Below are 13,094 nucleotides of genomic sequence, written 5' to 3' on the forward strand. Positions count from 1 at the left end.
AGCCCGGGATGGGGGCAGAACGTGCAGGCGTTCTCACAGCCCCTTGGCTTCCTTGAAGCCAAAGACCCAGGCGAGGACACGGGCCGGAAACTGGTGGATGGCGGCATTGTGCTGTTCGGCCGCATGGTTGATCACCTGCACGGCCAGATCGATCTGCGCGTGGTGCTCCTCCCAGCGGATGGACCAGGGGGCCAGCATCTCCTTGGCACCGGGGCCATCGGCCTCGGTCACCACGCTGCGCCAGGTGGCGTCGAGCACGCTGCGCGCCGCGGTGAGCGCGGCCAGCGCATCGCGCTGCAGGGGCTGCGAGCGCGCCACGGCCAGCGATGCGCCCATCTGCGTGGTGGCGCCACGCAGGGCCGCCACCTTGGCGGGGTCCAGCACCGGGCCCTGCGGCTGCGGCACATGGTCTGCGCTACCGCGGGACACGGCGGGGTCGGCGATATGGTGGTGGCCCTGGACTGCATCGAACTCACCGAGCAGCGCCATCAGGCGCACGAGGTGGGCGTCCACCGCGCCAAAGGCCTGGACCACGGAGGAGCGCAGCCGCGTCAGGCGGTTGTAGGCCCCCAGGGCCCAGAACAGCATGATGGCAACAAAAATCCAGAAAAGGGGCGATGACCACATACACATTGCCAAGGGCGTGCGCTGCAGGGGCAGCCCGTGGCCGAGAAAGAGAAAACGGGAAAAAGCCGGAGCGCTCTGCCGCTCCAGTAAAAACGCTCCCGGCCTGTCCGGGGACAGGGCGGGAGCGCTTCAGAGCCCGGGACGGCGCCGAACCAGGTCCCCATGCGCCGCACTGTGCATCGCTGGGGTCTCCTTGTCCGGTGCCACCTGGCTTCAGTCTGCGGAAGCGTCCGTGGCGGTGGTGGTGCTGCCTTCGACTTCCGTGGCGTCGTCCGTCGACGAGGACGCAGCCATTTCAGCGGCTTCGGCTTCGGCGATGGCGCGGCGCTCTGCGTCGTCCATGGCGTCCTTGGCCTTGCGCGCCTGGTGGTAGGCCATGCCGGTACCGGCAGGGATCAGGCGACCCACGATCACGTTTTCCTTCAGGCCACGCAGCTCGTCGCGCTTGCCCATGATGGCAGCCTCGGTGAGCACGCGGGTGGTTTCCTGGAAGGAAGCCGCCGAGATGAACGAGTCGGTCGACAGCGATGCCTTCGTGATACCCAGCAGCAGGTTGCTGTAGGTCGCGGGGATCTTGCCTTCGGACTGCAGTGCATCGTTGGTGTTGAGGATCTCGGAACGCTCGACCTGCTCGCCACCGATGTAGTTCGACTCGCCGACGTTCTCGACCACGACGCGGCGCAGCATCTGGCGAACGATCACCTCGATGTGCTTGTCGTTGATCTTCACGCCCTGCAAGCGGTACACGTCCTGCACTTCATCGACGATGTAGCGCGAGAGTTCTTCGATGCCCAGCAGGCGCAGGATGTCCTGCGGATCGGCCGGGCCGTCGACGATGGACTCGCCCTTGTTCACCACCTGGCCTTCGTGCACCAGGATGTTCTTTTCCTTGGGCACGAGTTCTTCGAACACGTGGCCTTCGGGGTCGGTGATCTGCAGGCGGACCTTGCCCTTGGTTTCCTTGCCGAACGACACGGTGCCGGTCATCTCGGCCAGCGTGCCCTTGTCCTTCGGGGTACGGGCTTCGAACAGCTCGGCCACGCGGGGCAAACCGCCGGTGATGTCGCGGGTCTTCTGGCCTTCGACCGGGATACGCGCCAGCACTTCGCCGGGGCCCACGTCCTGGCCGTCGCGCACCTGGATGAGCGAACCGATCTGGAAGCCGATGGTCACCGAGTGGTCGGTGCCAGGGATCTTCACTTCGTTGTTCTGCGCATCGATCAGCTTGACCTGCGGACGCACGACCTTGGCAGCGCCGCGGCGCTTGGGGTCGATCACCACCAGGGTGGACAGACCGGTCACTTCGTCGAGCTGCTTGGCAACCGTGAGGCCTTCTTCGACGTTCTCGAACTTCACCTGGCCGGCGAACTCGGTAATGATCGGGCGCGTCAGCGGATCCCAGTTGGCCAGGATCGTGCCTGCCTTGATGGACTGGTCGGCCTTGACCGTCAGCAGGGCGCCGTAAGGCACCTTGTGGCGTTCGCGCTCGCGGCCATGCTCGTCGTGGATGATGATTTCACCCGAACGCGCAATCACCACCAGCTCGCCCTTGGTGTTGCTCACGTAGCGCATCGTGGCGTTGAAGCCGATCACGCCGTTGGACTTGGCTTCCACGCTCGAGGCGATGGCAGCGCGCGATGCGGCACCACCGATGTGGAAGGTACGCATGGTCAGCTGCGTGCCGGGTTCGCCGATGGACTGGGCAGCGATCACACCCACGGCTTCGCCGAGGTTGATCAGGCCGCCGCGGCCCAAGTCGCGGCCGTAGCACTTGGCGCACAGGCCGTAGCGGGTTTCGCAGGTCAGCGCCGTGCGCACCTTGACTTCGTCCACGCCAGCGGCTTCGATTTCCTCGATGAGGTCTTCTTCCAGCATCACGCCGGCAGGCACCAGCACCTTGCGGGTTTCGGGGTGCAGCACGTCTTCGGCAGCGGTGCGGCCCAGGATACGGTCGCGCAGCGATTCGATCACTTCACCGCCTTCGACGATGGCGCGCATCAGCGAGCCATTGGCGGTGCCGCAATCCTCTTCGGTCACGACCAGATCCTGCGTCACGTCCACCAGGCGGCGCGTCAGATAGCCGGAGTTGGCCGTCTTCAGCGCCGTGTCGGCCAGACCCTTACGGGCACCGTGGGTGGAGATGAAGTACTCCAGCACGTTCAGGCCTTCGCGGAAGTTCGCGGTGATGGGCGTCTCGATGATCGAGCCGTCAGGCTTGGCCATCAGGCCACGCATGCCGGCCACCTGGCGGATCTGGGCGGCAGAGCCGCGCGCGCCGGAGTCGGCCATCATGTAGATGGAGTTGAAGGACTCCTGGTCCACTTCCTTGCCGTGGCGGTCGATGACCTTCTGCTTGGACAGCTGGGCCATCATCACCTTGGACACTTCGTCGCCGGCCTTGCCCCAGATGTCCACCACCTTGTTGTAGCGCTCGCCGGAGGTCACCAGACCCGAGACGTACTGCTGCTCGATCTCCTTCACTTCCTTCTCGGAGCGCTCGATGATGCCGGCCTTCTGGGGCGGCACCAGCATGTCGTCGATGCAGATCGAGATACCGGCGCGGGTGGCCAGGCGGAAACCGTTTTGCAGCAGCTTGTCGGCGAACACCACCGTTTCCTTCAAACCGCACTTGCGGAAGGAGACGTTGATGAGCTTGGAGATTTCCTTTTTCTTGAGCGCCTTGTTGATGTTCGAGAAAGGCAGGCCCTTGGGCAGGATCTCGGACAGCAGGGCACGGCCAGTGGTGGTTTCCACCATCTTGGTCTCGGGCACGAACTCGCCGGTTTCCTTGTTCTTGGACCATTCGGTCAGGCGCACGTTGATGCGCGTGGCCAGCTCGACTTCGCCCGCGTCGAACGCGCGCTGCACTTCACCGGTGTCGGCGAAGATCAGGCCTTCGCCCTTGCCGTTGATGCGGTCGCGGGTGGCGTAGTACAGGCCCAGCACCACGTCTTGCGACGGGACGATGGAGGGCTCGCCCGAAGCGGGGAACAGCACGTTGTTGGAAGCCAGCATCAGCGTGCGGGCTTCCATCTGCGCTTCCACCGACAGCGGGACGTGGACGGCCATCTGGTCACCGTCGAAGTCGGCGTTGAAGGCCGCGCAGACGAGGGGGTGCAGCTGGATGGCCTTGCCTTCGATCAGGATGGGCTCGAACGCCTGGATGCCCAGGCGGTGCAGCGTAGGCGCACGGTTGAGCATCACCGGGTGTTCCTTGATGACCTCTTCCAGGATGTCCCACACCACCGGCGTGCCGGATTCGACTTCCTTCTTGGCAGCCTTGATCGTCGTCGCGATGCCCATGGCTTCCAGGCGCGAGAAGATGAAGGGCTTGAACAGCTCCAGGGCCATCAGCTTGGGCAGGCCGCACTGGTGCAGCTTGAGCGTCGGGCCCACGGTGATCACGGAACGACCCGAGTAGTCCACGCGCTTGCCCAGCAAGTTCTGGCGGAAACGACCGGACTTGCCCTTGATCATGTCGGCCAGCGACTTCAGGGCACGCTTGTTGGCGCCCGTCATGGCCTTGCCACGGCGGCCGTTGTCCAGCAAGCTGTCCACGGCTTCCTGCAGCATCCGCTTTTCGTTGCGGGCGATGATTTCAGGGGCCTTGAGCTCCAGCAGACGGCGCAGGCGGCTGTTGCGGTTGATGACGCGGCGGTACAGGTCGTTCAGGTCAGAGGTCGCGAAGCGGCCGCCGTCCAGCGGCACCAGCGGACGCAGGTCCGGTGGCAGCACGGGCAGCACTTCGAGCACCATCCACTCGGGCTTGATGCCCGACTTCTTGAAGGCTTCCAGGACCTTCAGGCGCTTGGCGTTCTTCTTGACCTTGACTTCGGAGCCGGTCAGGTCGCCGCGCAGGCGCTCGATCGACAGGTCGATGTCGATGGATTCCAGCAGGTCCTTGATGCCTTCGGCGCCCATCTTGGCGATGAACTCGTCGCCGTATTCCTTGCGCTTGGCGTCGTAGTCGTCCTCGGACATGATGCTGAACTTCTTCAGCGGCGTCATGCCGGGGTCGGTCACCACATAGGCTTCGAAGTACAGCACGCGTTCGATGTCGCGCAGCGTCATGTCGAGCACCAGGCCCAGGCGCGATGGCAGCGACTTCAGGAACCAGATGTGCGCGCAGGGTGCGGCCAGGTCGATGTGGCCCATGCGCTCGCGGCGCACCTTGGTCTGCGTGACTTCAACGCCGCACTTCTCGCAGATCACGCCGCGGTGCTTGAGGCGCTTGTACTTGCCGCACAGGCATTCGTAGTCCTTGATGGGACCGAAGATCTTGGCGCAGAACAGGCCGTCGCGTTCGGGCTTGAACGTGCGGTAGTTGATGGTCTCGGGCTTCTTCACTTCGCCGAAGGACCACGAACGGATCTTCTCGGGCGAAGCCATGCCGATGCGGATGGCATCGAAGTGCTCATCCGGCGTGAATTGCTTGAACAGGTCGAGTAGCGATTTCATAGTGACTCTTTCCTTTTCCGCTTAGGAGCGTTCCAGCTCGATATCAAGGCCCAGCGAACGGATTTCCTTGACCAGCACATTGAACGATTCCGGCATGCCGGCTTCGATCGCGTGTTCGCCCTTGACGATGGATTCGTACACCTTTGTACGGCCCACCACGTCGTCGGACTTGACGGTAAGCATTTCCTGCAGCACGTAGGCTGCACCGTAGGCTTCCAGCGCCCACACTTCCATTTCCCCGAAACGCTGGCCACCGAACTGGGCCTTGCCGCCCAGCGGCTGCTGCGTGACCAGGGAGTACGGACCCGTGGAACGGGCGTGCATCTTGTCGTCCACCAAGTGGTGCAGCTTCAGGTAGTGCATGTAGCCGATGGTGGTGGGACGCTCGAAGCGGTCACCGGTGCGGCCATCGTGCAGGTAGGCCTGCGTGCGCGTGGGCGTCAGGCCCTTGCGCTCGGCGATGTCGTCCGGGTAGGCCAGCTTGAGCATGTCCATGATTTCTTCTTCCGAAGCACCATCGAACACGGGGGTCGCGTAGGGCACGCCAGCGGTCAGATGCTGGGCCATGGCCAGCACGTCCTCGTCCGTCAGCTGCGACAGGTCTTCCTTGCGGCCGCGCGAGTTGTACACCTCTTCGAGGAAGGTGCGCATTTCCGTTGCCTTGGTTTCCTGCTGCAGCATGTCGCCGATGCGCTGGCCGATGCCCTTGCCGGCCCAGCCCAGATGGACTTCGAGCACCTGCCCGATGTTCATCCGCGAGGGCACGCCCAGGGGGTTCAGCACGATGTCGGCAGGGGTGCCGTCGGCCATGTAGGGCATGTCTTCGACCGGAACGATCTTGGAGACCACACCCTTGTTGCCGTGGCGGCCGGCCATCTTGTCACCAGGCTGCAGGCGGCGCTTGACGGCCAGGTAGACCTTGACCATCTTCAGCACGCCCGCTGGCAGCTCGTCGCCTTGCGTGAGCTTCTTGCGCTTTTCCTCGAAAGCCAGGTCGAAGCTGTGGCGCGTCTGCTCCAGGGCATTCTTGATGCTCTCGAGCTGGGTGGCCACTTCGTCTTCGGCGGGACGGATGTCGAACCAGTGGAACTTCTCCACCGAGGCCAGGTAGGCCTTGTCGATCTTCGTGCCCTTGGCCAGCTTCTGCGGGCCGCCATTGGCCACGCGGCCGTTGAGCAGCTTCTCGATACGGTCGAAGGCGTCGGCCTCGACGATGCGCAGCTGGTCGTTCAGGTCCAGGCGGAAGCGCTTGAGTTCATCGTCGATGATCTGCTGGGCGCGCTTGTCGCGCTGGATGCCTTCGCGGGTGAACACCTGCACGTCGATCACGGTGCCTTGCGAGCCCTGGTCCACGCGCAGCGAGGTGTCCTTCACGTCGGAAGCCTTCTCGCCGAAGATGGCGCGCAGGAGCTTCTCTTCGGGCGTGAGGGTGGTCTCGCCCTTGGGCGTGACCTTGCCGACCAGCGTATCGCCGGGCTGCACTTCGGCACCCACGTAGATGATGCCGGACTCGTCCAGGCGGTTCAGCTGCTGTTCCGACAGGTTCGGGATGTCGCGCGTGATTTCTTCCGCGCCCAGCTTCGTGTCGCGGGCCATGACCACCAGTTCCTCGATGTGGATCGAGGTGTAGCGGTCTTCGGCCACCACGCGTTCGGAGATCAGGATCGAATCTTCGAAGTTGTAGCCGTTCCAGGGCATGAAGGCGATCAGCATGTTCTGGCCGATGGCGATTTCGCCGAAGTCCGTCGATGCGCCGTCGGCAATCACGTCACCCTTGACCAGCATGTCGCCCTTCTTGACGATGGGGCGCTGGTGGATGTTGGTGTTCTGGTTGGAACGCTGGTACTTGATGAGGTTGTAGATGTCCACACCCACTTCACCGGCAACGGCTTCGGCGTCGTTCACGCGCACCACGATGCGGGTGGCGTCCACGTAGTCCACCACGCCGCCACGGCTGGCCGTGACCACGGTGCCGGAGTCGACCGCGGCCACGCGCTCGATGCCCGTGCCCACCAGGGGCTTCTCGGGGCGCAGGACAGGCACGGCCTGGCGCGACATGTTGGCGCCCATCAGTGCGCGGTTCGCATCGTCGTGCTCCAGGAACGGAACCAGCGAGGCAGCCACCGACACGATCTGTGCAGGAGACACGTCCATGTACTGCACGCGGTCCGCGCCGCACAGGATGGATTCACCCTTTTCACGGGCCGACACCAGGTCGCCGGACAGGCGGCCGTCCTTGTCGAGCACGGCGTTGGCCTGCGCGATCACGTACTTGCCTTCTTCGATGGCCGACAGGTAGTCGATCTCGTTCGTGACCTTGGCGTCCACCACGCGGCGGTACGGGGTTTCGATGAAACCGTACTCGTTCAGGCGGGCGTACAGGGCCAGCGAGTTGATCAGGCCGATGTTCGGGCCTTCAGGCGTTTCGATAGGGCAGACGCGGCCGTAATGGGTCACGTGCACGTCGCGCACTTCGAAGCCTGCGCGTTCGCGGGTCAGACCGCCCGGGCCCAGGGCGGAAACACGGCGCTTGTGCGTGATTTCTGCCAGCGGGTTGGTCTGGTCCATGAACTGCGACAGCTGCGAGGCACCGAAGAATTCCTTCAGCGCAGCCGAGATGGGCTTGCTGTTGATCAGGTCGTGCGGCATCAGCGGCTCTTGCTCGGCCTGGCCCAGACGCTCCTTCACGGCCTTCTCGATACGTGCCAGGCCGGTGCGGTACTGGTTTTCGGCCAGTTCGCCCACGCAGCGCACGCGGCGGTTGCCCAGGTGATCGATGTCATCGACTTCGCCGTTGCCGTTGCGCAGGTCCACCAGGATCTTGACCACGGCCAGGATGTCCTCGTTGGACAGCACCATGGGGCCGGTGGATTCGTCGCGGCCGATCTTGGCGTTGAACTTCATGCGGCCCACGCGCGACAGGTCGTACGTGTCGGGGTTGTAGAACAGGCGCTGGAACAGGGCCTGCACGGCGTCTTCCGTTGGCGGCTCGCCGGGGCGCATCATGCGGTAGATGGCCACGCGGGCGGCGAACTCGTCCACCGTTTCGTCGATGCGCAGGGTCTGCGACATGTACGCGCCCTGGTCGAGTTCATTGGTGTAGATGCACTGCACGTCCTGGATGCCGGCCACGCGCAGCTTCTTGAGCAGCGCTTCGGTCAGTTCGTCGTTGGCCTTGGCGATGATTTCGCCGGTGTCCGTATCGACGATGTTGCGGGCCACCACGCGGCCGATCAGGAAGTCTTCGGGCACGCTGATGTGCGTGGTGCCGGACTGCTCCAGTTCACGGGTGTGGCGCGCGGTGACGCGCTTGTCCTTGGCGACCACGACCTTGCCCGACTTGTCGGTAATGTCGAAACGCGCCACTTCGCCGCGCAGGCGCTCGGGCACGAATTCCATCTGCGCACCGCTGTCCATGATGCGGAAGTTGTCGTTCACGAAGAAGTTCGCGAGGATGGACTCGGGGTTCAGGCCGATGGCCTTGAGCAGGATCGTGACCGGCATCTTGCGGCGACGGTCCACGCGGAAGTACAGGATGTCCTTCGGGTCGAACTCGAAGTCCAGCCAGGAGCCGCGGTAGGGGATGATGCGTGCGGAGAACAGCAGCTTGCCCGAGCTGTGCGTCTTGCCCTTGTCGTGCTCGAAGAACACGCCAGGCGAACGGTGCAGCTGCGAAACGATCACGCGCTCCGTGCCGTTGATGATGAAGGAGCCCTTCTCGGTCATCAGGGGCACTTCGCCCATGTAGACCTCTTGTTCCTTGACTTCCTTGACCACCTTGGACTGCGACGTCGAGGACTCGCGGTCATAGATGATGAGCTGCACCTTGGCACGCACGGCCGAGGCGAAGGTCAGACCACGGGTCTGGCACTCGCGCACGTCGAAAGCCGGCTTGGCCAGGTTGTACTCGATGAACTTCATCTCCACAAAACCGTTGTGCGAGACGATGGGGAAGGCAGCGTCAAAGGCAGCCTGCAGACCTTCAATGGTTCGTTTCTGTGGTGCTTTGTCTGCCTGCAGGAAAGCGGTGTATGCGTCCTTCTGCATCTGCAGCAGATAAGGAACTTCCAGCACGCTGTCGCGGCTGCCGAAACTTTTGCGGATTCGCTTGCGTTCGGTATAGGAATAGGCCATGAGATCTCCGGGCAAAGACATGAGTCCTGGGTCTTCGACGACTGACCCGCAAAGGCTCTCCTCCTTGCGGGCTTGGCGGTTGGCCACTACCAACCATGGCGGACGGCGATGCGTTGCACATCACCCGAACCAAGGTATCTTCTGCTGTCGGGGTTGTCAGAAGACACTCGAAAACCGCTTTGGGGATGCGGCTTTCGGGTGCGCTCTGAAAGCGCCAAAGGCTGGAGGCCCGCGAGGAGCACTCCAGCCCTTGCAAGGGACCGAATTACTTCAGTTCAGCCTTGGCACCGGCTTCCACCAGCTTCTTGACTGCTGCTTCGGCGTCGGCCTTGGCAATAGCTTCCTTGACGTTCTTTGGCGCGCCGTCCACCAGGTCCTTGGCTTCCTTGAGGCCCAGGCCGGTGATTTCGCGCACTGCCTTGATGACGGAAACCTTGTTGGCGCCGGCTTCGAGCAGCACCACGTTGAATTCCGTCTTCTCTTCTGCAGCTGCAGCAGCACCGCCGCCGCCGCCGGCAGCGGGTGCAGCCATGGCTGCAGCGCTCACGCCAAACTTCTCTTCAATGGCCTTCACCAGGTCATTGAGTTCCAGAACCGTCATGCTGTCCAGAGCGGTCAAAAATGCGTCTTTATCGAATGCCATTTTTATTTCCTAACAATTTTGTTGGTTATCTATCGGGCCATCAAGCCGCGACAGGTTCGGCGGCCGGTGCGGCTGCGCCTTCGCCTTTTTTCGCCGCCAGTGCGCCCAGCACAACGGCCGTACGCGACATGGGGGACATAAGCAAGCCACAAATCTGAGCCAGCAGCACTTCCTTGGAAGGAATGTTGGCCAGTTGCTTAACGCCGTTGACATCCAGGGCCTTGCCACCGAAAGCGCCACCGCGAATCACCAGCTTGTCGTTGGTCTTCGCGAAATCGGCCACCACCTTGGCGGCGGCCACAGCGTCTTCGGAGAAGCCGTAGATCAGCGGGCCGGTCATCTGGTCAGCCACCACGTCAAATGCGCTTCCAGCCACAGCACGGCGAGCCAGGGTGTTCTTCAGAACACTCAGGGTCACGCCCTTGCTGCGAGCATCAACACGCAGTTTGGTCATGTCGGCGACCGTGATGCCACGGTATTCCGCGATCACAAGCGTTTGAGCTTTAGCGGCGAGGCTGGTCACTTCACTGATGACCGCTTCTTTCTCACTGCGATTAAGACTCAAGGTCTACTCCTTAAAATGCGCACTCGGCGACTGCCTCGTGCACGCTCTTGTTGCAGCGACCAACTGTTCAGGAAAATTTTCCATCTGCAGCGGGATCGCCATCTGCGTTGGCACCTTTTCTGGCTTTAAGCGCGACATCCTCGCGCACCAACGGTCTTGGATGGCCTGTGGCTACCGAAGCAGCCCCAGCCCACCACATCGGGCCGCCCCGAAGGCCGGCCCGAAGATTTCTTGCAATTACGCTGCGATGGTCTGCGTATCCACGCGGACACCCAGGCCCATCGTGGAGGACACTGCCACCTTGCGCAGGTACACACCCTTGCTGGTTGCAGGCTTGGCCTTGGTCAGCGCTTCGATCAGTGCAGCCAGGTTGCCTTGCAGCTTGTCGTTGTCGAACGAACGGCGACCGATCGTGCTGTGCACGATACCGGCCTTGTCCACGCGGAACTGCACTTGACCAGCCTTGGCGTTCTTCACGGCCGTAGCGACGTCAGGCGTCACGGTGCCCACCTTGGGGTTGGGCATCAGGCCACGTGGGCCCAGGATCTGGCCCAGCGTACCGACGACGCGCATTGCGTCGGGGGCAGCGATCACCACGTCGAAAGGCATGTCACCGGCCTTGACCATGGCGGCCAGGTCGTCCATACCGACGATGTCGGCGCCAGCGGCCTTGGCTTCTTCAGCCTTGGCGCCCTGGGCGAACACGGCCACACGGGTCGTCTTGCCGGTACCGTTGGGCAGCACCACGGCGCCGCGAACCACCTGGTCGGACTTCTTGGCATCGATGCCAAGCTGAACGGCCACGTCGATGGATTCGTCGAACTTGGCCGTAGCGGCTTCCTTCACGATCGCAACTGCTTCAGCGAAAGCGTACAGCTTGGTGCTGTCAACCTTGCCTTGCAGGGCTTTTTGCTTCTTGGTCAGCTTGGCCATCTTACAAACCCTCCACCGTCACGCCCATCGAGCGTGCAGAGCCAGCCAGCGTGCGCACAGCGGCGTCGACGTTGGCAGCGTTCATGTCCTTCATCTTGGTCTTGGCGATCTCTTCGAGCTGTTCGCGCGTGATCTTGCCGACCTTGGTCTTCAGAGGGTTCGAAGAACCCTTGTCGAGCTTGATGGCCTTCTTGATCAGGGTCGTCGCGGGCGGCGTCTTGATGATGAAGGTGAAGCTCTTGTCTGCAAAAGCCGTGATGACCACGGGCAATGGCAGGCCTGGCTCGACGCCCTGGGTCTGCGCATTGAATGCCTTGCAGAACTCCATGATGTTGAGGCCACGCTGACCCAGTGCTGGGCCGATCGGTGGGGATGGGTTGGCCTTACCAGCTGGGACTTGCAGCTTGATAAAACCGACGATTTTCTTCGCCATGCTTTACTCCTTGCGGGTGATAACGCCTTGGCCATGTGGCCGCAGCTCCCCGGGGTTAACGACTCACGACACATTCATCCGCACCGAGCCGAAAGGTGCGGCATCCAAACCTTGGGGCTCAGGTCTTCTCGACCTGGCCGAATTCGAGCTCCACCGGGGTGGAGCGGCCGAAGATCATGACGGACACCCGTACACGGCTCTTCTCGTAGTTCACCTCTTCCACCGAACCATTGAAGTCGGTGAATGGGCCTTCCTTGACGCGCACCAGTTCGCCCACCATGAACTCCACCTTGTGGCGGGGCTTCTCGGTGCCTTCCTGCATCTGGCTTACGATCTTCTGCACTTCGTCTTCCGAGATGGGGGCGGGACGGTTCTTCGCACCGCCCACGAAACCCGTGACCTTGTTGGTGTGCTTCACCAGGTGCCACGTGTCGTCGTCCATGACCATTTCGACGAAGACGTAGCCGGGGAACAGGCGACGCTCGGTGGTCTTGCGCTGGCCGTTCTTCATTTCCACCACTTCTTCGGTGGGAACGAGGATGCGACCGAACTTGGTCTCCATGCCCGAACGGCCGATGCGCTCCACGATGTTGCGCTCGACCGCTTTTTCCATGCCCGAATAGGCGTGGACGATGTACCAGCGCAGATCGGGGTTGCCCGGCGTTGCAGGGGCCAGAGCTTCGGCTCCGGTGGTGTCCACAGGGGTGGTTGTCATGGCGTTACTTCCTCCAGCCCAAAACCAGGTCGTACAGGACCCATTCGAGGGTCTTGTCGGTGAACCACAGGAAGAGCGCCATGATGACGACGAACGCGAACACGTAAGCCGTCATCTGCAAGGTCTCCTTGCGGGTCGGCCAGACGACCTTCTTCACTTCGCGCCAAGCTTCGCGCGCAAACGCGACAAACTGCCGGCCTGGTTCTGACACCAGGAACACGGCAGCCGCAGCAACCAGCCCGACGATCAATGCGGCCCACTGGGCAATCGCACCCTGCTTGCTCAGCAGATAAAAGCCAGCGACCGATGCAATGACCAGTGCGGCCACAGCTGCAAGCTTGGCTTTGTCTGCACCGGTATTGACGGTTTCAACCTGGGAAGTGGCCATGTGTATTGTTTCCTGCTCCGATTCGCGGCGTCGCCCAAGACGCCGAAGCCCGCCAGGGTCTGGCGGGCTTGTTGGGTGCCACTGTTCAGGTGGCAGGGGCAGTAGGAATCGAACCTACAACCTTTGGTTTTGGAGACCAACGCTCTGCCAATTGAGCTATACCCCTGTAACGCTATTAGGCGATGATCTTGGCCACGA

9 protein-coding genes and 1 tRNA gene are annotated in these 13,094 nt (G+C 62.5%); all 10 read right to left on the minus strand.

Annotation, left to right across the window (positions count from 1 at the left end; all coding sequences use genetic code 11):
* Positions 1-33: 33 nt before the first annotated feature.
* Positions 34-588, minus strand: coding sequence for a hypothetical protein (locus PMI14_RS04110; protein WP_007850036.1), 555 nt, complete (start codon positions 586-588; stop codon positions 34-36).
* Between the two features lie 252 nt (positions 589-840).
* Positions 841-5,085, minus strand: coding sequence for a DNA-directed RNA polymerase subunit beta' (rpoC, locus tag PMI14_RS04115; protein ID WP_007850039.1), 4,245 nt, complete (start codon positions 5,083-5,085; stop codon positions 841-843).
* A gap of 21 nt (positions 5,086-5,106) precedes the next feature.
* The gene (gene rpoB, locus PMI14_RS04120) at positions 5,107-9,219 is read right to left on the minus strand and encodes a DNA-directed RNA polymerase subunit beta (RefSeq protein WP_007850042.1); all 4,113 of its coding nucleotides are present in this window, start codon (positions 9,217-9,219) and stop codon (positions 5,107-5,109) included.
* A 265-nt stretch (positions 9,220-9,484) separates the two neighbouring features.
* A complete protein-coding gene (gene rplL / locus PMI14_RS04125) occupies positions 9,485-9,862 on the minus strand; it encodes a 50S ribosomal protein L7/L12 (protein WP_007850046.1) in 378 nt (125 codons plus the stop codon).
* Between the two features lie 40 nt (positions 9,863-9,902).
* A complete protein-coding gene (rplJ, locus tag PMI14_RS04130; protein WP_007850048.1) occupies positions 9,903-10,427 on the minus strand; it encodes a 50S ribosomal protein L10 in 525 nt (174 codons plus the stop codon).
* Between the two features lie 237 nt (positions 10,428-10,664).
* Positions 10,665-11,360, minus strand: a complete 696-nt coding sequence (gene rplA, locus PMI14_RS04135) for a 50S ribosomal protein L1 (protein WP_007850049.1) — start codon at positions 11,358-11,360, stop codon at positions 10,665-10,667.
* A 1-nt stretch (position 11,361) separates the two neighbouring features.
* Positions 11,362-11,793 carry a 50S ribosomal protein L11 gene (gene rplK / locus PMI14_RS04140; RefSeq protein ID WP_007850051.1) on the minus strand — a complete coding sequence of 144 codons (432 nt, stop codon included), beginning with the start codon at positions 11,791-11,793 and terminating at the stop codon, positions 11,362-11,364.
* A 118-nt stretch (positions 11,794-11,911) separates the two neighbouring features.
* Positions 11,912-12,508, minus strand: coding sequence for a transcription termination/antitermination protein NusG (nusG, locus tag PMI14_RS04145; protein ID WP_007850053.1), 597 nt, complete (start codon positions 12,506-12,508; stop codon positions 11,912-11,914).
* Between the two features lie 4 nt (positions 12,509-12,512).
* Positions 12,513-12,896, minus strand: a complete 384-nt coding sequence (gene secE / locus PMI14_RS04150) for a preprotein translocase subunit SecE (protein ID WP_007850056.1) — start codon at positions 12,894-12,896, stop codon at positions 12,513-12,515.
* 90 nt (positions 12,897-12,986) lie between these two features.
* Positions 12,987-13,062, minus strand: a tRNA-Trp gene (locus PMI14_RS04155).
* Positions 13,063-13,094 lie beyond the last annotated feature (32 nt).

The sequence above is a fragment of the Acidovorax sp. CF316 genome (assembly GCF_000276605.1).
Lineage (GTDB): Bacteria > Pseudomonadota > Gammaproteobacteria > Burkholderiales > Burkholderiaceae_C > Acidovorax.

Bases quoted from the DNA above. Each gene is read 5' to 3' on its own strand.
- rplA (WP_007850049.1), bottom strand. From the start codon at position 11,360: ATGGCCAAGCTGACCAAGAAGCAAAAAGCCCTGCAAGGCAAGGTTGAC.
- PMI14_RS04110 (WP_007850036.1), bottom strand. From the start codon at position 588: ATGCTGTTCTGGGCCCTGGGGGCCTACAACCGCCTGACGCGGCTGCGC.
- rpoB (WP_007850042.1), bottom strand. From the start codon at position 9,219: ATGGCCTATTCCTATACCGAACGCAAGCGAATCCGCAAAAGTTTCGGC.
- secE (WP_007850056.1), bottom strand. From the start codon at position 12,896: ATGGCCACTTCCCAGGTTGAAACCGTCAATACCGGTGCAGACAAAGCC.
- rplL (WP_007850046.1), bottom strand. From the start codon at position 9,862: ATGGCATTCGATAAAGACGCATTTTTGACCGCTCTGGACAGCATGACG.
- nusG (WP_007850053.1), bottom strand. From the start codon at position 12,508: ATGACAACCACCCCTGTGGACACCACCGGAGCCGAAGCTCTGGCCCCT.
- rplK (WP_007850051.1), bottom strand. From the start codon at position 11,793: ATGGCGAAGAAAATCGTCGGTTTTATCAAGCTGCAAGTCCCAGCTGGT.
- rpoC (WP_007850039.1), bottom strand. From the start codon at position 5,085: ATGAAATCGCTACTCGACCTGTTCAAGCAATTCACGCCGGATGAGCAC.